Consider the following 22,914-nt stretch of genomic DNA (forward strand, 5'->3'; position numbering starts at 1 on the left):
GCTAATCTCCATTACCAGCCTGCTTACGCATTTCTTCAAGCTTGGCTTTAACATCATCTGAATCAGCCTGCTGTGGAATAAATTTCTGACGTGCTTTTTCTCCTTCATAACCATCAGCAAATTTACTCTGCGCGTTGTATTCTTCTCCTTTTAATATATCACTGGATGCCTGAACAGTGGATTGTTTTTTGCCTATTTCCCCGGAAGATTTATTGATATTTTGCTCGTTAGCAGATCTTTGTGCTGCCACGCGCTGCTGCAGCTCTTCCTGTGGTGCAAAGCCCTGTCCTGCCTGCTCCTGAAGCCGTGACTGATTTTGCTGGAATGCTGTCTGCATATCCTCACCAGGCACCTTACTGCCGCGTACCTGATGGCCTGAGCTTTCAAGATTGCCCCCTGTTTTCTGAGACGTTAACTGGCTGTGACCCGTCTGCTGCTCAGTATTATGATGCTGTGTATTATAGCCACCCGCACGTTGTATCTCATTGCTGCCTGACTCACTGAATCTGCCTGAAGAATTGTTCGTAACCGGCTCTTCAGAACCATTCGCGCGTGCATGGCTGCCCGGTGTGGTAACACCTGACACACTGCGATGCTCAGTATGCCCGTAACCGCTGATTTCAGAACCTGCAGCTTGCGGCCCGGTTGTTAACGGAGCACTGCCACTTTCATTGTGATAGGTCTGGCTGCCACCCTGCAGTGTCTGCCCACCCGTTTCGCTGCCTGCCGCATGATTACCACCGCTGACAGAATGATTACCGCTTTCGCTGACAAAGTGCTGATTGGCGGAGGATGCAGGGCTGTAAGTACCGCCTTCAGGCTGTCCGCCCTGTGAAGATATTGTGGAGTTAAGTGGCTGCGGTTCGCCAGCGGTGCGGACGATGTGCTCTCCGCCGAAAGCGGCGTGCTCATTGCCGCTCTGCAGGTCGCTGCGCCCCTGCCCATAGTCGCCCATAATTTCAGGCTTGAGGCGCTCATTAACAAATTCCATCGCGGCCTCTCGTGCAGTCGGGGCGCTGGTCAGCATGGACTGCGCCTTGTCACCATAGCGGTTGGATGCCCAGTCCACGAATTCCTGCGTATAGTTGGTATCAAGCGATGCACTCTCGTTCTGAGCAAGTGTGGCCATACGGCTGAATTCGTTGCTGTTCGTCGAACTGGTCGTGAACTGATGGTACTGACTTTGCGCATCGTTAAGCGTGGCAGCAAGCTGCTGAACGTTACTGGTGCCGGCACTTTCGGAATGGCTCGCAGACTCGTTAACACGGCTGCTGGCCACCATATCCATGCCCTGTTTGAAGTCATTAACCATTTGCCCGTTCTTATCGTGGCGCATATCTGACGTGTTGGAATTACTGGTCTGGGTTCCATGTGAACTACCTTTAGTACCTTTAACCTCAGCTCCAGCATGCCCTTCTACGCTGACACCCGTGGTCCATTTTCCAACCATGCCGAGGGCCTGATCGCCACTGTTGACTTTCATACTTGCGCCTGCATTCACACTACCTTCAAGTGATTTCGACATAAGATCGTTATAGGCTTCCTGTGTCGAAATATTATTAGCCTTCGCATAGCTTTCTGCGGCTGACAACATCATGTTCGCCCCGCGAGTGGCATTCACGGCCTGGCTGTTTTCACTGCCATTACTGAGACTTTCCGTGCTGCCCGACTGCTTAGTCACCTGCTCCAGCTGTGACCAGCCACTGGTTACACTGTGGTTGTAGCCATCGAGTGCCGTCTGCGCCTGCACCTGCGACATGCGCGCCTGCTCCTGGAAGCCGGAGCTGGCCAGCTGGCTGAGACGCATGTTCACCGGCAGGTTGGACATGGCACCGGAGCCGTCGATCACATTCTGTCCACTGGAAGTCAGGGTGTGGCTTGAGCCGTTATCTGCCTGCCAGGTCTGCTGTCCCTGACGCTGCACCATATTGGTGTCCATCTTGTTCTGGTTCAGGTTGTCCATCGACATGTTATTGAACGACCAGTTGCCGTCTGCGGTGGTGGAGGCCACGCCGGCAGAGCCAAACGCCATCGAGCTCATCACGCTGCCTGCCAGCTGCGATCCCATTGCCGCCGCCCCTTTGGTCAGGAAAAACGACAGCACCGGAATCGACATTGCGCAGTACCCGGCAAGGTTGGCGACATCGGAGTGCTGGAGCGCGACCGCATCCCGGTTGGACAGCACCAGGGGGGTTCCCCCTGTTTTTGTCTGCAGCCAGAATGTCGCGGCGTAGTTAAGGATGGCGAACATCACCGGCCACATCTGGAAGTACAGAAACCCGCCGATATACAGCTTCAGGGTGTTCAGCCCGAAGAGACTGTGGTTTGCCGCTGCCAGCGCGATGACCAGCGGGAACAGACAGACCAGGATCAGCATCATGAGTGACTGCAGGAACGGTAACTGCCGCGTGGCCAGGGTGCTGCCTGCCGCCCAGCTGAGGCGCTGCTTGGTGGCCGCACTTTCGGTGGCCAGATTCAGCAGGTTCGCGGTGTCCGATGAGCGGGCCGCAAAGCCGCGGATGCCCTGACGGATGGCGCTGTTGGTCACGTTATTTTTCATGATCTGCGCCGCACTCATTCCGCCGGCGTAGAAGAAGCCGTAACTTTCATTCATCGCGTTGGCCAGCATCACCGCCCCGTTCATCCGGTTTCCGAAGATGCGTTGTGTGAGCATGGAGAAGGTCGGGCTGGTCAGCTGACTGTCCTGCCCTGCGAGCGTCTGGATCTGCGAGGCGGCCTGCTGACAGGTCAGAAACTCACGGTTCGTGGAGGTGGTTTTGAAAATCCCCCGCAGCGGGCTGGGGTTACTGGTGATAAGCCCCAGCGGGTCAGTGGTGTTCAGCAGCTGGTTCACGGTGTATTTGTGGTTCAGCAGGATATCGCCGATGACACAGTTTTCCACGTAGTCAGGCAGCATCTGCGCCAGCTCCGGGTTCTGCGTCTGGATGTCACTGCTTTCCGCCACGATACCGGACCCGAACAGCATGCCGGTTTTGGTGTAGGTCACCGAGTCCGGACGCGCCATCATGTAGTCGTAAAGCTGCGCAACCCGATACCCGATGCCGGTTGTCACCGAGGCAATGCCGGCCAGTCCCACCGGTACGTTATCGGTCACCCACACGGCCGCCGGGTCGGTGATATCAATAATCTGAACCGAGCGCTTCGGCACAAGCAGCACGGAGGTGATCAGCATAAATATCGCCAGCCACTGCACGAACACCATCGGGTTACGGCTTTTGGTGAACGTTGCCAGCACGCCGAGCACCGAGAAAGTGCCTGCGATACGCAGCAGGGTGCTCCACGTCCCGGTGCCGAGGATACCGACGACTGCGTCAAACGCAGACTTCCACATCCCGCCACCGTAGATTGTATAGATTTCAAGCATCAGGGGTTCCCCCACTTGTAGTTGCTCTGGTATGAGCCGGAAACGATGGTTGAGACCTGCTGCTGCAGGTACTGCATGTTGCGGTCGATGCCGTCCAGCGCATTCTGGTCAGCAGCTGACTGGAGTTTCATGTCAGCCAGAAGTCCCTGAGCATGGAGTACGTTGTCGCGCAGTTTTGAGGCCGCTTCTTCCGGCCAGTTTTTCCCGGCCATCGAGAGCGAGGCCTGCTTGACCAGCTCCTGGAGGTACTGAATCATCAGGTCCTGGGCAATGAAGTCACTGACCTGCAGCAGGTACGTCGCGCTCTGCCCCATACTCTGGGCGTTAGTGAGATACTTCAGCACCGGCACGGAGGTGGTGTTAACGAACCCCTTTTCCTGATCCGACAGCGGCGTGTCATTGACCAGTTTCGACTGCATGGAGAGCATCAGGTTTTTCACCAGCGTGACCAGCCCGTTCTGCTCCTGAACGTTGATGCTCACCACCATCGGCGTCAGGCATACCGACTCTTCGTCGCAGCCATACACCTTCGCCGTGCCGCCCCGCATCAGCACCTTGACCAGGTCGCGGTTATCAACCAGCGGCGTCAGGATGGTCACCTGCCCTTCCTTGTTGAAGATGATGGAGCCGACAGCGCTCATGACCAGCTCTTTCAGCTGGCGGTTGTTGTCAAAAAGCCGGTTACGGCTGAGTGCATCCCAGATAAGATTTTTGTTTTTCAGGACCTGATCCTTGTCCTTGTCGCTGGCACGGCTCGTCACACTGTCACTCTTGCCGCCCACGGTGCATCCCTGACGGGAGGCTGCCCAGTCCGCGAACATGTTGCTTTCGCCGGCAATGTCCTGGCAGATTTTCTGCTGGGAGACCTGGGTGACCGGCCACAGACCGCCGATGATGCCCTGCGCAGCCTGACACGAACTCATGTTCATGGAGTTGACGTCGTTGGCCAGCTTCTGCAGAAAGTCCTTTGCCTGCTTCAGCTCCGGCACCATCGTCTGCAGCGCGAGATCGAAGGCATAGCCCTGGGCGTTGCTCATGATTTGCTTCACGAAGCGCTGAATTTCTTCACCGCTGATCATGGAGAAGGAGCCGAGATAGGCATCGATACCGCCGCAGCCGGCGTTCAGGGAGGGCACCTGCATCGAGATAAGCTGGACGTTCTTGACCGGGTTACGCAGGTAAACCGACCCGCCGGTGAAGTACCCGGCGGCCTGCCCCTGCCATGCCTGCGCCTGGGTGACGTTGCCGCTGTAGCCGAGGCTGCCAAAGAAGCCGTTGAGATCGCCGTTTACGTCAGCCTGTGCCGGCAGCGCACAACACCCTGCGATAAACACGCATCCGGCCGTTATCAGTGTCTTAAGCATGGACGCCCTCCTGCCCGGCGGGGAGCGGACAGCAGTCCGCCTTATGCGGTGCATACATAGTTGTGATCATTCTGTTTTCCGTCTGTATTACTGAGGCGTTACCTGCGCGTTTGCCGGCAGCGGGGGAAGTGACTGTGGATCAATCTGGTCCATATCAGCCTGAATCAGGCTGGCGTAGCGGCTTTCCAGCGAGGTGATATCCATCACCCCCTGCGTCAGCGGGTAGGCCCGCAGGGTGTGGACGTTAACCATGAACGCGGTCGGCGTGGCAATGGGCAGCCCGTTACCAAAGAACGTCATGATTTCGTCCGCCAGGGGCGATGCCGGATCGCTCTTGCGGGGGATCAGCGGCACCGGAAACGAGGCATCGCCACCGCCATCCAGCGTGTAGGGATACACCCGGATATTGTGCTGGTCAGCCCAGTGCTTCAGGTCGGGGTCAAACTTCGCGCTGTACTGGCAGTGCGCCTGCATAAAGACAACCACGGCATAATCCGCCATGTTGACGCGACGACCGTCAGGCAGCTGCATCAGGCTCTGCGGGTCAGCAGGTTTTGCCGGCGTCTCTGTCGCGGGTTGCTGCTGTGTGATTTTCGCCGCATCGAGGGCGGCAATTTCATCCCGCACACCGGCGCTGGCCAGCAGGGGAAACAGCAGTAAAAGCGCGGTCAGGGCATTACTTTTCATCCTGTACCTCCTGTATAACGTCATGGCGGTGTCGCCAGTACCACCACCGGTTACAGGCCAGAAGCAGCGCGGAGAGCGCCATCAGGAGATAGCCTCCCCACAGGCACATTAACTGGGTAAGCCAGGGATATGCGCCGTAGATATCACTGAGGCACTTGAACATGATGCCCGCAAAGAAAATGACGACAATGTCAGACAGGGACAATGGTTTCATGGCGCTATTCCTTCTCCTGCACAGTCTTACGCAATGATTTCACCTTCCGGCCGGCCCACTCAGCAGCCTCCGGAACGCCAGGCTTACTGCCGAAAAGCCACCAGAAAAACGCGCCGGCAAACGCAACGGTCACATACAAATTGCGTATCAGACGATCCACATTTTTCTGCCAGGCAATGGCATCAACGGCCGCGCGCTCACACCTGAACGCTGGCGGAACCGCCGGATTACCACTTTCCGTGGGCATAACCTTTTCAACGGGCGCGCTGAGGGGCGGCGCACAGTCCCATATTTTTCCGGTCGGGGCGTCCACGACCAGATCGCGGGCGGCATCCAGAAACGTACCGGTAACAGAGTTATTGAACGTAAGCAGCATAAAGAGGCAGAACAGAACCAGTGACGGCGCGGTGACTAAACTGAACCAGGCAGCACGCCAGCAGGCGCGCAGGCTCCGGGCAGCGCGGTATGTACTCATGGGTAATCCTCAGAAGTTGGGTTTAAAGCCGGTGGACACATTCAGGAAGCGCTTCGCCAGGTCATCCTGGGTCATGAAGCCGTAGACCAGCGGCTGGAAGTTGCGGCTGCGCGGGTCAACCAGAAACAGTGCCGGGAAGTGCGTGATACGCATGGCCTGTATCTGCCCGTTGTCCGGGCGACTGTCCGGGAGCGACGGTGCCACCTGCCCGTCAACCGAGACCGGAATAAGGGACAGATGATTAATCTTCGCAAAATCGGCCACCACCCCGGCCATCTGCGCATCGATCGGGTCACTGCCCCGGTAGAAGTAAAACAGCCCGTACTGCTGCCCCATCTTCGCAATCGCCTCCTGACGCTGCTCCTGATCGCGGGACTGTACCAGCGGTGCCATGCTGTTGTAGTGCGGGTACTTCAGGTTGTAGTCCAGCTCCGGGTGCGTCAGCTGCGCGGCGGCAAACGACTGACTGAACATGCTGCTGCGGTCGGTCCAGAACTTCTGCCACTTGAGGTACGTGGCAGTGTTCTCCCGCGTCGGGTACAGGATGGCGCGGTTAAGCGCCTCCATCGTGTACTGACGCAGCACCTTCGCCTGCTCCTGCGCGGTCATTTTGCTCAGGTCCGGCACGCGCGGCTTCTGAGGCTGAGGCTGAACCGGCGGCGGCGCTGGGGCTTTTTTCGGCTCGTTGTACCAGGACCAGCCCGTGAACGGCGCTGCCGGCGTGACAATCTCCTCGGCGATCGCAGGCAGCGCAATCAGCATCAGCATCAGCAACAGGGAAATACAGCGGCGCATCATTTTGTGCCTCCTGTCTGTTTCACCTGTGCGGCGATGCGGTCTTTCACCTGCTTCACCATCACCGATGAGTTGGGGACTTTCTGGTTAGCCATCAGGTCTTCGTAGAAGTCAGCGAAGTTGATACGGTCAAAATCGATGCCCTGCAGCTGGGGAACGGTGATGCCGCCGCAGTTGGGGCTACTGCCGCTGCCGAAACCGACACCCAGCTGATCGCGTCGTCCCTGCTCCTGGATGATGCGCGCCAGCTTGCCGTCAAAGACGCAGTACACTTTGCTTTTCTGCACGCACTGGCCGAGGACTTCATGGTCACAGCGTTCGCCCACGCTGACGGTGATTTTCTTCGCTTTTGCTTTCCCCAGCGCCAGCTCATCGTCATTACAGGCAGACAGCCCGGCATCCTGTCCCCAGCCGCTGTCCTTGCAGCAGTTGGAGAAGCCCGCAAAGGCCTTACGACAGCTCATCGCCTTGCCGGTGAAGGCTTTGACATTTATCTGATCGTCCTTCACATCGGCGGCGGCTGAGGCGAGACCGGCCAGTTTGGCCACGGCGGTATCAAACCCGCTGTCACCCGCGCCATCGGTATCGCTGCAGTTCCCGGACTTACAGAAGTACGTCCCGCCGCAGATAAGCCCGGTGGAGGAGAAGTTGCGCTGGCACTCGTAACTGACCACTTCATGCTCACAGTACGTTCCGGTTTTAGTTTTGCACTGCGTTCCGGTAACGGTGCAGGCCGGGTTATTCATCAGCGAGGTACAGGTGCCGTTCGATCCGGTTTTCTGCAGGTACTGGTCTTCATACTCCCAGCAGTCGCTGTGAACCTGCTGCGTCTCGCCGTCGATTACCACGGGGCGGTTGCCGCCGGGCACGGTGCAGACGCTGGAAACCGGCACGGCACCGTTCTTGTCGAAGCCGCAGGTTTCACGCCAGACCACTTTCGGTACGCTGCTGGTTTTTTTCACCCGGATGACCAGGGAGATTTTCAGCTGCACATGCCGGTTCTTGAAGGTCTGGCTGCCTGACCCGAAGTGAATGCTGTGCTGATGTTTTGAAGTGAATGCCACGCCGGCCGTCAGCGTGGCAGGAACCGGGGTGAACGCCACATCCTGCGCACTGCCCTTATTGTGCCAGGGGATTTCCGCCCCAAGGACATAAATGGTCATGTAAAAGCGCGGCTTGTTCCCTAACCGGTCTGACCAGGTGTATGTGGCACGGACAATCTCGCCACTGACGGTCGGAACAATAGTGGCGATGTTCATGCCGTTGATCTCCTGCACCGGCTGCTGACTCATTTCGTACTCCACCGTTTTCGTTTCCCAGGTGGTGCCGCTGCCATCCACCTCAACGGTCGCGCTGCGTTTACAGCTCTGGTTAATCCACACATCCCGCTCGCAGGTGTATTTGTCGAACACGGATTTCGTGACGGTTCCCGGCTGACACTGCTGCGGATTACCGGTGCCATTGACGATATTGTCGGCAGCGCCTTCCGCGTTCTTGCCGGCGGTGATGAAGGGGGCTTTCGGGTCAATCACCGGCAGCGGGTTTTTCGTGCCGGCATCGATGACGGCCTGCCCCGCCCCGCTGTTCTGCAGCGCCTGCTGACCTTTACTGTTCAGGCCACCGTCGCCGCCTGACACGCCGCCGTAGTAGCCCGTTTCGGGCGGGCTGGCGGTATAGCCCGGAATGCTGCCCTGCACCGTGCCGGGGTTTTTCAGGGACGAGGTGCCCTGTGAGGCCTGTCCCTTACCAAAGCCGGCCCCGGCACTCCATGCATCCTGATTCGCATCCGCACGGACCAGGCCACTGGCAAGCAGCGCCAGAAGAAAAATGACCGGTTTCATCGGGCGGCCTCCAGCAGCTGGCGTGCCGTGGCGGCACAGTCACCGTCAGACGCCACCTTCTCGAGCGCCTGCTGCAGCGGGAGACTGCCGCGAATGACGTCGTAATGCCCCGGACAGGTGACGACCAGCGCCGGTACAGCGGTGATGTGATAGTCGCTGTAGAGCGTCGGATCTATCTGGACGCCGATGTCCTTGTCCTCCTTGGCCAGCTCAAACATGGCCGCAGCGGTCTGGCGGAAATCATTGTTGCGAAGCCCGCGCAGGGTGGCCGGGATGTTAAAGCGGTTAGCATCCTTCAGCATCGGCACCAGGCCTTCGCGCGGCAGCCCCAGGCTGACAAAGTAAATGGCCGGAAAGGTCTTTTTCTCACCTTCAGGATGCTCTGCCGCGATCCCCTGCTGAAGACGTGAAATCAGATCCTGCTGCTGCGCCGGCAGCGTCATCGTCTGGCCGGACAGCGTGTCTTTGAAAGCCTGTAAATTATCCTGCTGTTGCTTCATCCACGCCCGGTCACGGGCGGAAACGTCAGCCTGCTCACTGGCTGCGGCGCAATGGCAGAGCACCAGGCTGCCGGCAAGCAGCGCCCGGAAAAGAGTATTTTTCATGGAAGACCTCAGAGAAAGACGCAGTTACGTTTACGCCAGAGGAGATAACCGAAGTTTTTCTTCGACGACGGGGAGTTGTGGGACGTGCCCCAGAGCTGCGTACTGGCCCCGAACGGGTGGCAGTTTGACGCCTCCGGCAGCATGTTCACCATCTGATAGCGCCAGCGCTCTTTGGGAATAATAGGGGACGGGTACTGGTTACAGACGGCGTTGTTGGCACCGATCGAGTTCCAGACCAGCCCTTCCCGGTGCATTTTGAACGCCATGCGCTCGGTCACCAGAACTGACGTCTCCAGCGGTGAAAATTCCCCGGTGGTATACCCGGTCAGGGGATACATCGACCCCTGCGCCCCGGCGCACCAGAACAGCGGCGACAGCGGCAGGCCGGCGGACGCGGCAGCGGCATCTGCCGAACAGGCGGCCTGTGCCACCAGGTTGCCGAAAAGCGCGGCTTCCGGGTTAATCAGCATCGAGAGCGTGCTGTCATTCCAGAGGGGATCGACTTCCGAGAGGTAGGCGATATCCATGTCCCCGGTCTGCAGGCAGCCGATACTGGTGATGATATTCAGCCACCATATCAGCGGGTATTTGTACCAGTGAACATGGTAGAACGCGCCGGCTGCGGGTCTGTCGCTCTGTCCTGCCGTTCCGGTCCCGGTCCGCCCCAGATCGATTTTAAATCCGCCCATGTTGACCATCACGCCCGGCTCACGGGTGACGTCCGTCATGGCCATCGGCTCCCAGAAACCAATGGCCAGCCCGACGCGGTACAACACCCCGACCGGGCATATCTGCAGCGGACTGGACGGGTTACTGGTGTCAGGCTGTGGCCCGGAGGCCAGTTTGATATTGCCGAGCGTCATGGGAAACAGACACTTCCAGCACACGTCCGTGATGGGGTTCACCCAGCGTCCTTCCCCGGCATTACTGGCGGACGACACGGGCAGTGCCGTACCGACGAGGACAATACCGAGCAGAAAGAAGACCGCCCTCAGCCTGCGTCGCATGGCACCTCCCGCCGGCGCAGCCAGATACAGGCGGGACCGTAATCCTCGTCGTCGAATATCGCGCCGGTAAACCAGCCCTCACCAGCAGGTACGGGCGGCGTCCAGTATGAAATATCGGCATTGCGGGCGTATGCCTGCGCCGCAGGCGTGTCATCATCGGTATCCAGACAGACCAGCGTGTCCTCCAGGCCGTTGTCCGCCAGCCAGTGGTCATATTCAGCCTGCGGGACACAGTCCCGGTCACGGTAAAATGCAGTCAGTGCGGGGTGGCACCAGTAGCCGTCAGGTGTGCGGACAACCGGCACCGGCCCGACAGATTCAGGAAGGTTCATGTTATGCCTCAGCGGGGTATGCCACGGCCACCGGACGGCGGGAGGGCGGATAAATGGGAAATCAGTCGTTGGGCGCTGCTTCGATAATCAGCTGCTCACGCGCGGTCTTGTCCATCCGGCGCAGCCCGACAATGGCGGCACGGATGACTACAGAGGTTTTGTAGAGCGGGTTTTCGCCGAGGATCTCTTTCAGGCAAGCATCGGAATCCGCGTTATGCCTGACGGAAGAGATGATCAATCTGTGTGCCCCGCTCCGTTCAGGGTCTTTAAGCATGGGTCCACCTTTTCAGGCTGTTTTGTACATGGGTTCAGGAACGTGCGACGTGAATCCGTAACCGGCATCACCATTAACTTCAACGTCCTCCGCGCTCCCGCAGTTCATTTTAAAAATCGCCTTCTGCAGCAGGTTGGCCATGGTGCCCCGGTCATCCTGAGCCGTCCCCTGGACGATGATCCGGGCAACAAAACGCCCCGGAACTGGCGCGGCGTCCTTTATCTCCAGTAGCGCCGGGGGCAGCGCCATCATGCCGGTCTGCGGGAAGAAGCCCGCGCCGTCGGTACAGAGCCGGGTAGTGACAGACCACCGGACGGGTGAGGCGTCATTGCCGGCGATACCACTGTGCTCAAACCCGCCGGTGACCGTCTGTGCTTCAACCGAAAAGAGTGAGCGGTCTTCCCGCCAGGTGCTGCCGATACGGCCCAGCGCCCGGGAGATACTGACATACGGGATGCCTTCATCGGCCTCCACGTCCAGAATCAGCTGCCAGAACATTGGCGCGGTGGGTTTTTCCGGTGTCGCAACCCGCTGTAAGCGCCAGCCACGCTTGCGCAGGTTTTCGAGCAGCTCTTCCAGCATTCTCTCGCCGTAGCCGGTTTTCTGGCTCTGCCGGACAATGTCCGTCACCATCTCCTCCGTCTGCGCCGGTGCCCAGTATTGCTCCCGGTCACGGACAAGGGCGGCGGCAATCTGCTGCCGGTCTGCGAAGGGCATGGATTGCATCGACAGCGTTCCGGGCAGCTGCCCGGTCTCCCTCGTCAGTGCATAACCGGCGTCATCAAGCGCGTGCTCCAGACTTTCCAGCATCCGGAGCATCGAACTGAGGCCACCTTCCTGCCAGAGATAAATGGCCGTGCTGAGATCGGTCAGCGTCTCGTTTTTCGACGCTTCAACAGGGGTGCCATAGCGCCATTGCTTTACTTTTTTTTCCTTTATTACACAAAAATAATAAAGCACTGAATAACCCGCGATGAATATCCCCCACATAATCAGGAGGCGCTGAAAGTTCACATCAGCACCTCCTGCCTGCAGGCGTAAAAGGTAAATAAATGGAATCACGGTCATGCCGATAAGGAAAAGAATTCTCATGCGCGGCTCTCCCGGTGTTTATCAAGAAAGGCATTGATCAGAAAGTCGGTGAACCGCTCATCGCGCTTCTCTGCCTCCTTAACGATCACGCCGGTGGCGCGCTGCCAGCCCACAAAGGCTTTGGTCACGAGATGACTGGCCCAGCCATCAAGTTCGGGATAGATTTCTTTCAGTTGATTGCCGCTGACACGCAGCGGCTTAGCAGGTACCGGACCGGTACTGCTGTTCGAGTGAGTTACATTCATGTGGTCACCACGGGCAGAAATAAAAGAGGGCTTACAAGAGCGCTGAATTTTTGGTTACCAGGGTAGCAGCCTGAACATTAAACCGGTCATAAGCCACCAGGGTACGGCGTACACCAGAGAATTCTTAACGACTGAGAACAGTGCAGGTTGTGGACGCCGGGACACATCTTTTGGTCCCCATCCCCTCACTGTATTCATCTGGAAAATGACCTGTGTCTGACAAAACATATACGACAACATAAAGAGAACGGGTTTTGCTGTGATGTCTTTCCAGAGAATGGTAATAGCAACACACTGGATAAGAAACGTAATCACTGAGGCACATATCGACAGCCGCCGATCCTCTTCCCTGACCATACGGGCAATGAGCCATACCTGCAGCGGTGTCAACAACACTGTGTAAGCTATAAGAAAATAAGTGCCATTCATTGACTCACCTCCGGTAAAGGTATTTCTTCAATCTTCAGAACCCGCCCGTCACGCGTGATACGCACCGGGGTGTGCTCAAACCCGAATTTCGTGGTCAGGACACCGGCCTGATCGAAGTAGATGCGCTCGTTCAGGGCATCGCTGGTTTCCTTGATGTTTCCCTTCACCAGGATGATTTTGAAATCCGTCGCGCTGTCCAGCTGCTGCTTCATCCAGGCCACCTGCCCGCGGTTGTCGCCGTCGAGAAAGTAGAGCGTCTGGCTGTAAGGCACCCGGTCGAGCGGATTCACCTGATCGCCCTTGCGGGCAATGATGTTGCCCTGCATATCGGTGATGGTTTCGTTGACGGTGAAGGTGGGGTCATAACTGAAGGCGCGGTACTTTTCGGCAGGCGTCAGGCCGGCAACGGGCGGCGGCCTGACGGCGTTACGTTTAACGCGCTCAACCGCCTCGTTACGCAGCTGGTTCAGCTCACCGCTCTGCTCCATCGACTGCAGGCGCTTCTGGATAAAAACCAGCATGTCCTGCTCCTGCGGCTCAAACACATTCCCCCAGGTGCCGAGGTCTTTTGCCCCGGCACCGGCCGTGATGCCCGCCAGGAGTATCACGGCCAGACAGCGGGTCAGGTTCATTTCACCTCCCCGGCAGGAGACTGCATACGCGCCGCGATATCGTTGCGGATTGCGGGGGTGATGTCAGGCTGCACACTCACCACGGCCGGCTGCACCAGAATCACCGCGTTATGCTTCTGCTGCCACGCGGCCAGGCTGTCGATCATGGCCTGGTTGAAACGACTGACCAGGGCTTTTGCCCTCGCCTCATCGAGTTTCTGCTGCGCAGACTGCTGGATGAAAATGTCCATCGTGCCCTTCATGTCGAACGTCACCACCTGCGGGGTCACCAGTCTGGCCACGCCCCAGGCGATGCCGGTCACAATCAGCAGCGCGCCCGCGCCGCACGCAACCAGCTTCGGCCAGCGCGATGCCATACTGCCCGCCAGCGTCACACCGTCACGCACCACCTCCGCGTCATAAGGTTTATTATCGCTCATGCTTCTTTCGCCCATTCTTCAAGCTCCGCCAGTTCCTGACCATATTTGATGCCTGCCAGCCGGTATGCTGCCTCTTCGGAACTGGCCCCTTTTTTCTGCTCTTCCTGCATGAACGCGAAGTCCTCGCCACGCGAACTGAACATCGCGCGTGTGACCGGGTCAACAAACAGGCGATGGAACGAACTGCGCTCGCCGGTCGTGATCAGCAGCGAGCTGTAGCCCGTGTCGAGTGCCGGCTGAAAGTATTTGATGACCTCTTTTTCGATCTCAGAGAACTGATCGGGATATTCGGCCACGTACTGCTTGAACGCTTTTGCATCCTGAAGCAGCGTGATTTTGGTGGAACTGTTGTTCCAGGCAGCCTCGGCTTCTTTACTCGCCGTAAAGTCCTTGATGCCCTGGGTGATGGTGATGAAGCCGCCACGGTGGCGACGCACGGTGCGGTAGCCGGTCTCGATGAATTTTGCGGCATGCGGGTTAGAGCCGCTGAGCAGTCGCCAGGCTTCATCGATAATGGCCACCTTTTTGAGGTCACGCGGGCTGTGGTACATCTTTTCCTGAATCGCCAGAATGAGCGAGAACAGGATAGCGCTGAGCAGCTTCGGTTTGTTTTCCAGACTCAGCAGCTCCAGCACCGCGAAGCGGGTATCGCCATCGAGCGTCGGCTGATCCGCGTTGAAGTATTCCCCGTAAGGCCCGGTGGTGCAGTAGGCTTCCAGCAACAGAGCCAGCTCGGCGAGACGGGCAACAATCGTTGGCCGGTCCTGAAACGCGTCGTTGACCTCCTGACTGGTGAGATAGGCATGAACGTCATCGATGCGCGCCCTGTTTCCTTTACTCTCCCATGCCCAGGTCACCGCATTCTGCAGGATAGCTTCACAGACCGCGTCCAGCGGGTCTGTCGGGCTGGCCAGTACGGTGAGAAGCCGGACCACGCCCTCTGCCGAGACTTTAATATCACGTATGTTGGCAAACGGGTTGAAGCGCAGATCGGAACCGTCGAGATAGACGCCCCCGGCCTGCTTACAGTAGTTCTTGTAACTGTCGCCCATATCGATGACCCAGGCGTACCCGCCGGCATTCAGGACGTCGCGCAGGATCCCCTGCGTGAGGAAGGACTTTCCTGCCCCGGAGGTGCCGGTGATGGCGATGTTAAAGTTGGTACTGCCGTTCGTTTCATCAAACATGTCGAAGAAGGCAGTCTGGTTACGGTAGGTCGGCAGCGGCATGCCGCGCCGTGACAGGTGACGCTCACCCACCACCGGCATCAGGTTGACGGCATTCCAGCTCTTGGCGCGCAGTGTGGCACCGGTCGCTTTCAGATCTTCCCACATCCCTTCCTGCATCATGAACGGCATGGAGGCCAGCCAGTTACGCATCTGCTGATACTGGATAGTGGTCAGCTCCAGCTCGTTTTTACGGAAGACGTTAATCGCGGCCAGCTCGCAGGACAGCGCATCTTCATCATTATCCGGCGTGAACAGGGTGAGGTTGAAGTAATACCGGCACAGGGACACCTCATTGGTGCCCAGCTCCATCTGCATTCTGCGCCACTCTTCCGCCTGTTTTTTCACGCCCGGAAACAGCATGGCGTAGGCCGAACTGGCTTTTTTGCCGAGATCCATGTTCTTGCGCAGCGCCTCGCCCTGGCTCCGGGTCTGCTCTTCCAGCTCAACGGTCCAGGTCAGCATGAAGGGGCAAGGGATGCCGAGGTCAGGGAAACGCAGGTTCTGAAGGTTGTCAGCGCCCTGCCAGAGCGCAAAGCGCGTCGGGTTTTTGGTCAGCTGCATGTTCACCACGCGACACGATGAGGCCGCCACGCGGGTCTGCCGGATTTCCGTTGCGTTACCGGCGTTATCCCGCATCTGCTTTTCAATGATGGTGTCCGGCAGCGCCAGGCTGATATGCGACGGGCGAACCTTGATATCGATACCCTGATCGACCACCTGACGGTTCATCTCCTCCTCGGTGTTCCACTCATCACCGGCCGGCATGACCTGCCCGGAGCGGTAGTTAACGAGTTCACGCATGAGCGAGAGGAAGTCGTTCGCCGTGGTGTTCACTGAGTCGATACGGGCGGCGTCAAGCGACACGCGGATGGTGTTGCGGATCTGTTTGAGTTCATCCGTTATTTTCGGCGTGAAGTGCCGTACCTTGCGGCCGTACACGATAAAGACCCGGTAATGGCGCAGATAGAGGGGATATTCCCGTTTGTTGGCCATCCCCTCAAGTGCCGACTTTTCCCAGAACGCGCGGGTAATGCTGTTGAGGTGCGCGGCCATCGGACCTTTCCACATGTCGGTACTGACGCCGCGCGCGATGCGATCACCCACACATTTGCTGGCGACCATGATGACGGTCACCGGCGTTTTGCGCGGCAGCTTCTTGCGCAGCATGTCATCCAGCGCAGCCACCACCCGCTCGTTCGCCCCCGGCAGAGGGGCGGCTTCAACGATAAAACCCGCGCTGCCGGCATTGATGAACATGTCGTTGGCATCATCGTAATAACGCCACGGAAGCGCTGCGGTCAGGGAGGGATAATCCCAGGTCTGCTGCAGGTTGGCTTTCGCTGTCGCGGAGCCATCCTTCTCAGCACCCTTTTTAAGCAAATCCATCATGCTTTCAATAAAGTCAGACATTATTTTGTCCTCTCGCTGTGGTGCAGGCGGACAGCGATATCGCCTGGCGGCACCAGGCCTTTCGCAATAAGGGTGTCATACAGCAGGAAGCTTTTACCGGCAGCGGGTTTCCCTGTGCAGATAACGTTGCCGGTCCGGCAGACACGCCGGGCTGATTTGCGGCTCATTCATCGCCCTCCCCGATAACGCGGAAACCTTCATCCCAGTGAGATTTGTTTTTCACAAACTCCACGACGGCGGGCTGATGAAAGTTGTCGTCGGTGTCGACCCACGGCGCAATCCACAGGCGCTGTGTGGCGTCGGGGATACGCTGCGCGGTCACGCGCCCTGCGCCGCTGACAGAGCTCGCCGGCGACACATACGATGTGGTCTGTGCAGTCTGACCGGTCAGGGTGCTGCGCACCGGTGACGGCACGGTGGCGATCGGGCGCGGGGCGATGACACCGGTTGCTGCGACAGAAACGGGGCGGGAAGAACTGACCGCCGGTGCCGTGTTACGCAGTGCCGGCAGGGTTTCACCCGCAGGCTTTTTTACGGCAGCGTCCTGACCGATGTCGTTAATGCTTTTCCCCTTTGCGGCCAGGGCATTGGCCTCAGCGGTGGTCAGGCATTTATCGGTGGCGGTGGCATTACAGTCGAAATCTGAATTCATACCGGCGCAGCCGGTCAGCGCGCTGCACAGCAGTGCAGCACCCAGTAATTTATGCATGGATGACTCCGGTTAAAAAAGGAAAAGAGATGTCAGTTGCGAGAAGTGATTACGTGTGCGACACCACAACAAAGCGGGAGAGCACAGGTACTGAGAAAAGCCTTCAGAAACCAGTCAGAGGGCGGCCAGGAAAAAGTCCAGTCTGAGTAAATTTTAATGAGCCAGGCAGCAGTGAAGGCAAGCCAGGTAAGGCCTAACCCGATTACCGTCATGACGGATAAATGCCTTTTTCTGTCGCTGAGATGCACTGCCATACACACCACGTTCAACACCGAAAGGACCAGCGCAACCCGCCAGAGTGACCAGTCAAAACCTGCCAGGCCTTTGGGTATCAGCAAGGCGTATATCTTCAGGGCTGCCGGGTAAATCAGTAACGGTATCCACAGCCACTGCATGGCGAAGCCGGCTTTTTTGATGAAGCTCATGATGAGAAATACCCCTCCGGCGGATTGACACTGCAGGAACAGCACTGCAGCGGCGTTATGTAGTCTTTCTGAGCAGCCTCGCTTTTAGTGGCGCTGACCATCAGCACAAGGGAGACGAGCAGGGCCAGCGTAACGAGCATCAGGGTGTGCATTGCATAACGGTTCATGGCAACTGCTCATCCTCTTGCTGCTCTGCCTTATCCGGGGTGTTCTCCAGAAAGTGCGGCAGTGGTTTGTCTGTTTGCAGGAAAGCAACCCTGTACTCGTCGTCATACCAGGTTCGCAGGTCGTCCTTTTCAATGCCGCCTTTACTTTTGACAGCCTCCTGAAGGCATCGCCAGGCAGAATGGTTGCAGGGCTGATACACGGCCAGTTTTCTGTCTATCGCATCGGCCCAGTTGTCTTCTGCCCATCCAGGCAGAAGTTTCCTGCAAAAATATGCGATAAGCCCGGCGCAGATGAAGAAGCCAGCAATTAAAGCCCCGGCGGAAAGGTAAAACAGTAAAGCAACCGGGGTCATCACCGCTAAGAGCAACATCAGGACAACCACGTAAAATGCCGCTCTGCGGAGTGTAAGGCGACCATGCTCCCACAACTGGATATCCATGCCGATTTTGCGGAGCTGCTTTCTGCTTTGTGTTTTGCTCATGTTTTCACCGTTGCCTTATCCGGCGTATTCGCCTGAGTCTGCGGCGTTGCTTTTTCCGGGTGAAAGACGGTCATGCATTCGCTTTCATACCAGGTCCGCAGGTCGACCGGGTCCATACGCAATTTCCGTTCAATGGTCTCCTGAAAGTGCTGCCAGGCTGCCTTGTTACGGGGCCGGTACTGAGACAGGCGCCGGCGTATCGCCCGAGGCCAGTCGTCATCCCGCCATCCGGGAATAAGGAACATGACGCCTGTCGCTGCTCCTATAACCATCCCTAAAGGCACAGGGATATGCTCGTTCCCCGCCGCGACTACCATGACAATCACAAAGAGCACCACATAAAAACTCACCTGGCGGGGTGTAAAGGCGTTGCGCTCCCATTTCTGAATATCACTGCCAGTCTTGCGAAGAATCGTGATGTTGTAGTCATCATTCATGCTTTCAGCCTCAGTTAATGGTGTCACCCATCTTCAGGCCACGCGCCTGCCGCATGACTTCATCCGGATCGATGTTGCCGACAGAGGTCGTGGAGGTTGAGGACGCCGGGACAGCCTGGGCAGTGTTTCCGCTGACGGCATTCTGTGCTGTCTGGCCGGCTTTCTGTGCTTCGGCCAGGACTTTCGCTTCTTCCATATCCTGACGGGTTTCGAGCTGGAAGCCTTTCTGGAACACCACGGTGACCGCATTACCCGCCCCGATATCGATGATGGGGTGATACTGCTCGGCGCGCTTAATCCAGTACTGGCTCAGCGTTTCAGCTGCTTTGCTTCCCCCACCGCCCAGCCCCTGCCCTAACACATCCCCGGCGCTGACGCTCGCGGTTGCCCCCAGCCCGACAGATGGCGTGGCAGCTGATTTGACGCCCTCGCCAATCCCTGACAGGAATCCGGCCGCACCGGCATACCCGATAATCTTGCCGTTACGCATGACGGGTGTGCCCTTGATGCCATACTTGCCCTGCCAGCTGACATGGCCTTCGAATTCCATGTCGATATCCTTGCCGTTTTTCAGGTTGCAGGCGATGGAGCGTGTCCGCACGTTGCCGCGTTCACTGGAGATGTCCCCCCAGGCCTCGCCCACGATAAAACAGCCGTCCAGGTCAAATTGCTTGTTGTTCGGCATGGTGGTTTTGCCCCGCAGGCGGATGGTCACGGGTCTGGAATCCTGCTGGCCGGTGACGCTGGCGTTGGCGTCAACACCTTCAATCAGCACGGCTTCCGAGAAGGAGCCGGACGATATCCAGGGCAGCTTTGTGGCTTTCTTTTTCAGGCTCTCGTAGTTGAAAGACGTTTTCTGCATTCCCCCGCTCATGCGATTACCACTGCCGCCCGGATAGAATCCGGCGCCCTGCGTGGTGGCGGGACCGGTGGCGGCCGGTGTGCCTGTCGCAGGGGTTACAGTGTACTGGGGGAGTCTGGCCTGACCGGCAGCAACGGGACCCGGCAGTGGTGTGCCGTCTGCGACAGCAGGTGGTGTCTGCTGGCCGGAGGGTTGTTCGTTGCTGCCGGTGGCACCCGGCTTCGTCTGCATCTGCTCGCTGAGGCGCTGGATTTCAGCGTCCTTCTTCTGCAGTTGCTGGCTGAAAGTGGATTTGCTCTGCTCAAATGACTGCGCGAGCTGGGCCAGCTGCGCTTCGAGCGCAGACGTTCTGGCCTGCTGCTGTGCCATTGCAGACTGGTTGACCTGCTCGTCAAAGGTGGCGGTGACGACGCCGGTCATATTGGGTGCGGGCGCGTTCTGCGCCTGCTGTGCTTTGTTATCCTCGGTGCCGAAGGTCAGCACCAGGGCAGTGGTGACGCCTGCAGCGACCAGGACACCGATGAGTACTGCGAGCTGTGTGCGGCGGGTTTTCACATTGAGGTTCATGCGCGCGGCTCTCCGTCATACGAGAAAACCACCCACACATACCCTTCCCCGTTCGCGTAAAGCTGGTTCTGCGACAGCATCACGGCCCGGACGCCCTTGCGCCAGAAGTCACGCTCGCGCAGCTGCGTGGTGACCACGCCGGGATTTGTCATGCGAAACCGCACAACGCGAAGGTGGGAGCCGGTGAACTGGCGCTCCGGGGTCAGCCTGACGGTGACGGCCGGGTTATAGGCCGGCATGCGGCTGACGGGTAACTCTTTATATCCTTCCGGTACATCACCGAGGGCGATGGTACGGGAGAGGCTGACGAGCGTTTTTTCGTAGCTCTGCCCTTCTTCCCACGCTTTAGCATCCTCATTGGCGACTTTCGGTGCGCTGAGCGGGGTAAAGTGCAGTGTCTTACCCGTGCCGGGTTTCGGTGTGACGTTGAGGCTCAGCGCCGCACCGCCGGCAGTCTGGATGAATATCGTGAAATTCTGACCGACGAGTGGCGAGAGCAGTAATGCGCCATCGGCAGTGTGGTCCTGGTCGTAGGCACCTGTAGGCCCGCTGATGCTGGTCACCAGTTCCCCGTCAATGATGATTTTGTTGGGGTTGGTGTTACTGAGATTAACGCTGAATGAGGCGTCATTCTCAAACGGTATGGCGACGGGTCCGGTGGCGGCCCGAAGGCCGCCTGTGAACATGACCGTTGCCATTAACACAGCAGCAGCTGCCGGTGAAAAACGCTTTTTCATGGGCAGTCCTGATTCAGTTAGTGGTGACCGGCATGAGTTCGGACATTTCATCGAGATTGATGATGCCGTTCTCATAACGCATCCGGAGCCGGTAAGTGCGTGCCTGCTCCTTCAGTTCGGTGGTGATATTGCCGTTGGTGGTTGAGGGGTGGAGCACGACGTCCGCGTCAATCACGCCGGGACTGACCATGCGCAGCGCGCGGACATCGTAACGCCAGGTGAGGCCTCCTTTTTTAATGCGGTCAGCTTCCACATCGAGCGCTTTTTTCAGTGCGTCGCGGCTCTGCGCGGGCACGTAGTTGAGCAGCATCTTTTGCTGGCTGTCGATGTTCTCGGGGCTGACGTTCAGCCTGAGATACAGGAATGAAGTGGCGAACATATTCATGCCTGCGGTATCGGCAGATGAGGCATCGGAGCTGAAAGGCTGGTTGTAAGGCATGGGTGTGGTGATGGTTCTTTGCGTGCTGTAAAAGTGCCACGCAAGAGAGCTGCTCAGAATCGTTGCTGTGGTACATAAAACAGCGAAACTGCCCATCCCGATAAAGGCGAGTCGCAGGTATTTATCCCTGCTTCGCTTGATATTCATTTTCACTTATTCACGCCCTCCAGTGACGGAAACCTGAGTCAGGAATTGACCGGAAGGTCACCCTGAAAATAAAGGTGGGCAGGTACCAGTAACAGAAATTCAGTAACCAGAACGAGCCCTGCCCTTTTTTCAGATACCTGACAATCAACCACAGCACGCCCGAAACTATCCCCAGGGCGGTCGACATATTGCAGACGATACCCAGTAAGGTCAGGGGAGCAATAACGAGGAGTTCGTCGAGGGGGAGACCGAAGAATCGGGCCTGCTGATTGAGGGTTTCCGGGAAGTAATATTTATCATCTTCCCCGTTCATTTTTAGCCTGCGATGGCAAAGCCCATGCGGGTAAAAATAATGACGATGACGAGACCGAGAAATACCAGAGGAGAGCGGGCTTTAATATACAAAAATAAAGCGATAAAGATTTCCGCGTAGTAGAAGTATTTCTCAAGTGACGACCCGTGACCGAAAGTGCTGGAAACGGTGGAAGACTGTGATGCCAGTAAATCAGTGCTACCCGCAAATGCGTAATTGCAGGCCAGAAGAGAAAGGAGAATTAACCCTCCATTTTTTAAATACTTTCTCATCTGAATATTTTCACGGGCTTTGCGAAATAAAGACGCTACCGCCCATCCCTTTGTGACCTTAAGGGCATTGTCCTCAGTGAACATGCTTGTTTCTCCGGAAGTAAACAAAATGTGTTTGCGTAAGTGCTTGTTTACGCGGGCATAAGTATCTCATGACCCTAAAAAAAAAAAACTGTGAGCTGCGTCACACTTTTCAACATCATTAGGAATTATCTGAGCAGTGGCGCAACATATCCTGAGTCATGCAGGTATGACGCCTGTGATGTCAGGGATCTATGAATATGAAAGTAAAAGAGAATCTGTGGGGAAAGCGTGGCCGCCCACGGAAGTTCACGGCGGGCGAAACAGTGGAGTGGCGGCTGCGTGCGCCGGACAATCTGCTGATGGAGCTGCGGGTGTGTGCACGAATTAGTGAGAGGAGTGTTAACGATGAAATTATCGCGCGGTTGCTTATTTCACTGAACTATCAGCCGCATGTACCTGTTATTAAAACGGTTGAGGGCGAAAGGTTAATTTCTCTGGCAGTGAAGTTTGAAGAGTGGCTGTGTGATTTATTAAGTAATGGTAATGAAGATGAAAATGAAAACAGAAAGGAAAAGGCGCGTGATGAGCGTGCCTGGATGTGGCGTGAAGGTGTTCGGGTGTTAATTCCCGGAAAGACGTCAGGCTACAGCATGCGCATTCCTGAAAATCTTGCCTCTGAAATAAGAATTATGGCGCGGGTGCATAAACGCAGCCTGAATGACGAAATGCTGACAAGGTTGATGAATTCTATGGGTTATTTAACCCAGCGTCTTCTCGACCAGAACGAGGATGCGCAGGCGCTTAAAGTGCTGTGCATGGCATTTGAGTGGTATCTCAGGGAGAAATTATCGGAAGCGGAGAGTGTGCCGCTTCCGTGGAATAAACCGGAGTAACCGTG

28 protein-coding genes are annotated in these 22,914 nt (G+C 57.3%); 1 reads left to right on the forward strand and 27 read right to left on the reverse strand.

Features of this window, described 5'->3' with window-relative positions:
• Window position 1 precedes the first annotated feature (1 nt).
• The 27 genes from traG to ABIC80_RS21740 form a co-directional block, all read right to left on the reverse strand.
• Window positions 2-3,385, reverse strand: a complete 3,384-nt coding sequence (gene traG, locus ABIC80_RS21610) for a conjugal transfer mating-pair stabilization protein TraG (RefSeq protein ID WP_429178517.1) — start codon at window positions 3,383-3,385, stop codon at window positions 2-4.
• The gene (gene traH / locus ABIC80_RS21615) at window positions 3,385-4,749 is read right to left on the reverse strand and encodes a conjugal transfer pilus assembly protein TraH (RefSeq protein WP_429178518.1); all 1,365 of its coding nucleotides are present in this window, start codon (window positions 4,747-4,749) and stop codon (window positions 3,385-3,387) included. The genes traG and traH overlap by 1 nt, the downstream gene beginning before the upstream one ends.
• A gap of 87 nt (window positions 4,750-4,836) precedes the next feature.
• A complete protein-coding gene (trbB, locus tag ABIC80_RS21620; protein ID WP_076770378.1) occupies window positions 4,837-5,436 on the reverse strand; it encodes an F-type conjugal transfer protein TrbB in 600 nt (199 codons plus the stop codon).
• Window positions 5,426-5,650 (reverse strand): hypothetical protein, encoded by a 225-nt coding sequence (locus tag ABIC80_RS21625; protein WP_429178519.1) that lies wholly within the window; start codon window positions 5,648-5,650, stop codon window positions 5,426-5,428. Before ABIC80_RS21625 ends, trbB begins: the two co-directional genes overlap by 11 nt.
• Window positions 5,651-5,654: 4 nt before the next feature.
• A complete protein-coding gene (locus tag ABIC80_RS21630; protein WP_429178520.1) occupies window positions 5,655-6,125 on the reverse strand; it encodes a hypothetical protein in 471 nt (156 codons plus the stop codon).
• A gap of 9 nt (window positions 6,126-6,134) precedes the next feature.
• Complete coding sequence (traF, locus tag ABIC80_RS21635) at window positions 6,135-6,920, reverse strand: type-F conjugative transfer system pilin assembly protein TraF (RefSeq protein ID WP_429178581.1); 786 nt, start codon at window positions 6,918-6,920, stop codon at window positions 6,135-6,137.
• Window positions 6,920-8,761 carry a type-F conjugative transfer system mating-pair stabilization protein TraN gene (traN, locus tag ABIC80_RS21640; protein ID WP_429178521.1) on the reverse strand — a complete coding sequence of 614 codons (1,842 nt, stop codon included), beginning with the start codon at window positions 8,759-8,761 and terminating at the stop codon, window positions 6,920-6,922. The genes traF and traN overlap by 1 nt, the downstream gene beginning before the upstream one ends.
• The gene (gene trbC / locus ABIC80_RS21645) at window positions 8,758-9,366 is read right to left on the reverse strand and encodes a type-F conjugative transfer system pilin assembly protein TrbC (protein ID WP_429178522.1); all 609 of its coding nucleotides are present in this window, start codon (window positions 9,364-9,366) and stop codon (window positions 8,758-8,760) included. The genes traN and trbC overlap by 4 nt, the downstream gene beginning before the upstream one ends.
• 8 nt (window positions 9,367-9,374) lie before the next feature.
• Complete coding sequence (traU, locus tag ABIC80_RS21650; RefSeq protein WP_429178523.1) at window positions 9,375-10,373, reverse strand: conjugal transfer pilus assembly protein TraU; 999 nt, start codon at window positions 10,371-10,373, stop codon at window positions 9,375-9,377.
• Complete coding sequence (locus ABIC80_RS21655) at window positions 10,358-10,705, reverse strand: hypothetical protein (RefSeq protein WP_312200602.1); 348 nt, start codon at window positions 10,703-10,705, stop codon at window positions 10,358-10,360. Before ABIC80_RS21655 ends, traU begins: the two co-directional genes overlap by 16 nt.
• Window positions 10,706-10,766: 61 nt before the next feature.
• Entirely contained in the window at window positions 10,767-10,979 is a 213-nt protein-coding gene (locus ABIC80_RS21660; protein ID WP_094419028.1) for a hypothetical protein, read from the reverse strand.
• A gap of 12 nt (window positions 10,980-10,991) precedes the next feature.
• Window positions 10,992-12,071 carry a hypothetical protein gene (locus ABIC80_RS21665; protein WP_429178524.1) on the reverse strand — a complete coding sequence of 360 codons (1,080 nt, stop codon included), beginning with the start codon at window positions 12,069-12,071 and terminating at the stop codon, window positions 10,992-10,994.
• Window positions 12,068-12,316 carry a hypothetical protein gene (locus tag ABIC80_RS21670; protein WP_042716998.1) on the reverse strand — a complete coding sequence of 83 codons (249 nt, stop codon included), beginning with the start codon at window positions 12,314-12,316 and terminating at the stop codon, window positions 12,068-12,070. Before ABIC80_RS21670 ends, ABIC80_RS21665 begins: the two co-directional genes overlap by 4 nt.
• Before the next feature lie 425 nt (window positions 12,317-12,741).
• Window positions 12,742-13,377: a type-F conjugative transfer system protein TraW gene (gene traW / locus ABIC80_RS21675; protein ID WP_429178525.1), complete on the reverse strand. Its 636-nt coding sequence runs from the start codon at window positions 13,375-13,377 to the stop codon at window positions 12,742-12,744.
• Window positions 13,374-13,796: a type-F conjugative transfer system protein TrbI gene (gene trbI, locus ABIC80_RS21680; protein ID WP_429178526.1), complete on the reverse strand. Its 423-nt coding sequence runs from the start codon at window positions 13,794-13,796 to the stop codon at window positions 13,374-13,376. Before trbI ends, traW begins: the two co-directional genes overlap by 4 nt.
• Window positions 13,793-16,435 carry a type IV secretion system protein TraC gene (gene traC / locus ABIC80_RS21685; protein WP_429178527.1) on the reverse strand — a complete coding sequence of 881 codons (2,643 nt, stop codon included), beginning with the start codon at window positions 16,433-16,435 and terminating at the stop codon, window positions 13,793-13,795. The genes trbI and traC overlap by 4 nt, the downstream gene beginning before the upstream one ends.
• Window positions 16,435-16,602: a hypothetical protein gene (locus ABIC80_RS21690; RefSeq protein WP_429178528.1), complete on the reverse strand. Its 168-nt coding sequence runs from the start codon at window positions 16,600-16,602 to the stop codon at window positions 16,435-16,437. The genes traC and ABIC80_RS21690 overlap by 1 nt, the downstream gene beginning before the upstream one ends.
• The gene (traV, locus tag ABIC80_RS21695) at window positions 16,599-17,144 is read right to left on the reverse strand and encodes a type IV conjugative transfer system lipoprotein TraV (protein ID WP_346441157.1); all 546 of its coding nucleotides are present in this window, start codon (window positions 17,142-17,144) and stop codon (window positions 16,599-16,601) included. The genes ABIC80_RS21690 and traV overlap by 4 nt, the downstream gene beginning before the upstream one ends.
• A 32-nt stretch (window positions 17,145-17,176) precedes the next feature.
• Window positions 17,177-17,569: a hypothetical protein gene (locus ABIC80_RS21700; protein WP_429178529.1), complete on the reverse strand. Its 393-nt coding sequence runs from the start codon at window positions 17,567-17,569 to the stop codon at window positions 17,177-17,179.
• Window positions 17,566-17,736, reverse strand: a complete 171-nt coding sequence (locus ABIC80_RS21705) for a hypothetical protein (protein ID WP_346441160.1) — start codon at window positions 17,734-17,736, stop codon at window positions 17,566-17,568. The genes ABIC80_RS21700 and ABIC80_RS21705 overlap by 4 nt, the downstream gene beginning before the upstream one ends.
• Window positions 17,733-18,218 (reverse strand): hypothetical protein, encoded by a 486-nt coding sequence (locus ABIC80_RS21710; protein ID WP_346441162.1) that lies wholly within the window; start codon window positions 18,216-18,218, stop codon window positions 17,733-17,735. Before ABIC80_RS21710 ends, ABIC80_RS21705 begins: the two co-directional genes overlap by 4 nt.
• Entirely contained in the window at window positions 18,215-18,655 is a 441-nt protein-coding gene (locus tag ABIC80_RS21715) for a hypothetical protein (RefSeq protein ID WP_429178530.1), read from the reverse strand. The genes ABIC80_RS21710 and ABIC80_RS21715 overlap by 4 nt, the downstream gene beginning before the upstream one ends.
• A gap of 10 nt (window positions 18,656-18,665) precedes the next feature.
• Window positions 18,666-20,084 carry an F-type conjugal transfer pilus assembly protein TraB gene (gene traB, locus ABIC80_RS21720; protein ID WP_429178531.1) on the reverse strand — a complete coding sequence of 473 codons (1,419 nt, stop codon included), beginning with the start codon at window positions 20,082-20,084 and terminating at the stop codon, window positions 18,666-18,668.
• Window positions 20,081-20,821, reverse strand: coding sequence for a type-F conjugative transfer system secretin TraK (gene traK / locus ABIC80_RS21725; RefSeq protein WP_429178532.1), 741 nt, complete (start codon window positions 20,819-20,821; stop codon window positions 20,081-20,083). Before traK ends, traB begins: the two co-directional genes overlap by 4 nt.
• A gap of 13 nt (window positions 20,822-20,834) precedes the next feature.
• Window positions 20,835-21,407 (reverse strand): TraE/TraK family type IV conjugative transfer system protein, encoded by a 573-nt coding sequence (locus ABIC80_RS21730; protein ID WP_429178582.1) that lies wholly within the window; start codon window positions 21,405-21,407, stop codon window positions 20,835-20,837.
• Between the two features lie 10 nt (window positions 21,408-21,417).
• Window positions 21,418-21,720 (reverse strand): type IV conjugative transfer system protein TraL, encoded by a 303-nt coding sequence (traL, locus tag ABIC80_RS21735; protein ID WP_289745831.1) that lies wholly within the window; start codon window positions 21,718-21,720, stop codon window positions 21,418-21,420.
• A gap of 2 nt (window positions 21,721-21,722) precedes the next feature.
• Window positions 21,723-22,076 carry a type IV conjugative transfer system pilin TraA gene (locus tag ABIC80_RS21740; protein WP_042718119.1) on the reverse strand — a complete coding sequence of 118 codons (354 nt, stop codon included), beginning with the start codon at window positions 22,074-22,076 and terminating at the stop codon, window positions 21,723-21,725.
• A 197-nt stretch (window positions 22,077-22,273) separates the two neighbouring features.
• Between ABIC80_RS21740 and ABIC80_RS21745 the strand changes: the two genes are divergently transcribed.
• A complete protein-coding gene (locus ABIC80_RS21745; protein ID WP_429178583.1) occupies window positions 22,274-22,909 on the forward strand; it encodes an Arc family DNA-binding protein in 636 nt (211 codons plus the stop codon).
• Window positions 22,910-22,914 lie beyond the last annotated feature (5 nt).

This window comes from Kosakonia sp. 1610, from assembly GCF_050435845.1.
GTDB lineage: Bacteria > Pseudomonadota > Gammaproteobacteria > Enterobacterales > Enterobacteriaceae > Kosakonia > Kosakonia cowanii.

Excerpts from the sequence above, each read along its gene's own strand:
- traN (WP_429178521.1), bottom strand. The coding sequence starts at position 8,761 with ATGAAACCGGTCATTTTTCTTCTGGCGCTGCTTGCCAGTGGCCTGGTC.
- trbC (WP_429178522.1), bottom strand. The coding sequence starts at position 9,366 with ATGAAAAATACTCTTTTCCGGGCGCTGCTTGCCGGCAGCCTGGTGCTC.
- ABIC80_RS21710 (WP_346441162.1), bottom strand. The coding sequence starts at position 18,218 with ATGAGCAAAACACAAAGCAGAAAGCAGCTCCGCAAAATCGGCATGGAT.
- traB (WP_429178531.1), bottom strand. The coding sequence starts at position 20,084 with ATGAACCTCAATGTGAAAACCCGCCGCACACAGCTCGCAGTACTCATC.
- ABIC80_RS21665 (WP_429178524.1), bottom strand. The coding sequence starts at position 12,071 with ATGAGAATTCTTTTCCTTATCGGCATGACCGTGATTCCATTTATTTAC.
- ABIC80_RS21740 (WP_042718119.1), bottom strand. The coding sequence starts at position 22,076 with ATGTTCACTGAGGACAATGCCCTTAAGGTCACAAAGGGATGGGCGGTA.
- traL (WP_289745831.1), bottom strand. The coding sequence starts at position 21,720 with ATGAACGGGGAAGATGATAAATATTACTTCCCGGAAACCCTCAATCAG.
- ABIC80_RS21745 (WP_429178583.1), top strand. The coding sequence starts at position 22,274 with ATGAAAGTAAAAGAGAATCTGTGGGGAAAGCGTGGCCGCCCACGGAAG.
- ABIC80_RS21625 (WP_429178519.1), bottom strand. The coding sequence starts at position 5,650 with ATGAAACCATTGTCCCTGTCTGACATTGTCGTCATTTTCTTTGCGGGC.
- traW (WP_429178525.1), bottom strand. The coding sequence starts at position 13,377 with ATGAACCTGACCCGCTGTCTGGCCGTGATACTCCTGGCGGGCATCACG.
- ABIC80_RS21670 (WP_042716998.1), bottom strand. The coding sequence starts at position 12,316 with ATGAATGTAACTCACTCGAACAGCAGTACCGGTCCGGTACCTGCTAAG.
- ABIC80_RS21690 (WP_429178528.1), bottom strand. The coding sequence starts at position 16,602 with ATGAGCCGCAAATCAGCCCGGCGTGTCTGCCGGACCGGCAACGTTATC.
- trbB (WP_076770378.1), bottom strand. The coding sequence starts at position 5,436 with ATGAAAAGTAATGCCCTGACCGCGCTTTTACTGCTGTTTCCCCTGCTG.
- ABIC80_RS21715 (WP_429178530.1), bottom strand. The coding sequence starts at position 18,655 with ATGAATGATGACTACAACATCACGATTCTTCGCAAGACTGGCAGTGAT.
- traH (WP_429178518.1), bottom strand. The coding sequence starts at position 4,749 with ATGCTTAAGACACTGATAACGGCCGGATGCGTGTTTATCGCAGGGTGT.
- traV (WP_346441157.1), bottom strand. The coding sequence starts at position 17,144 with ATGCATAAATTACTGGGTGCTGCACTGCTGTGCAGCGCGCTGACCGGC.
- ABIC80_RS21730 (WP_429178582.1), bottom strand. The coding sequence starts at position 21,407 with ATGAATATCAAGCGAAGCAGGGATAAATACCTGCGACTCGCCTTTATC.
- traK (WP_429178532.1), bottom strand. The coding sequence starts at position 20,821 with ATGAAAAAGCGTTTTTCACCGGCAGCTGCTGCTGTGTTAATGGCAACG.
- trbI (WP_429178526.1), bottom strand. The coding sequence starts at position 13,796 with ATGAGCGATAATAAACCTTATGACGCGGAGGTGGTGCGTGACGGTGTG.
- ABIC80_RS21705 (WP_346441160.1), bottom strand. The coding sequence starts at position 17,736 with ATGAACCGTTATGCAATGCACACCCTGATGCTCGTTACGCTGGCCCTG.
- traG (WP_429178517.1), bottom strand. The coding sequence starts at position 3,385 with ATGCTTGAAATCTATACAATCTACGGTGGCGGGATGTGGAAGTCTGCG.
- traC (WP_429178527.1), bottom strand. The coding sequence starts at position 16,435 with ATGTCTGACTTTATTGAAAGCATGATGGATTTGCTTAAAAAGGGTGCT.
- ABIC80_RS21700 (WP_429178529.1), bottom strand. The coding sequence starts at position 17,569 with ATGAGCTTCATCAAAAAAGCCGGCTTCGCCATGCAGTGGCTGTGGATA.
- ABIC80_RS21655 (WP_312200602.1), bottom strand. The coding sequence starts at position 10,705 with ATGAACCTTCCTGAATCTGTCGGGCCGGTGCCGGTTGTCCGCACACCT.
- ABIC80_RS21660 (WP_094419028.1), bottom strand. The coding sequence starts at position 10,979 with ATGCTTAAAGACCCTGAACGGAGCGGGGCACACAGATTGATCATCTCT.
- ABIC80_RS21630 (WP_429178520.1), bottom strand. The coding sequence starts at position 6,125 with ATGAGTACATACCGCGCTGCCCGGAGCCTGCGCGCCTGCTGGCGTGCT.
- traU (WP_429178523.1), bottom strand. The coding sequence starts at position 10,373 with ATGCGACGCAGGCTGAGGGCGGTCTTCTTTCTGCTCGGTATTGTCCTC.
- traF (WP_429178581.1), bottom strand. The coding sequence starts at position 6,920 with ATGCGCCGCTGTATTTCCCTGTTGCTGATGCTGATGCTGATTGCGCTG.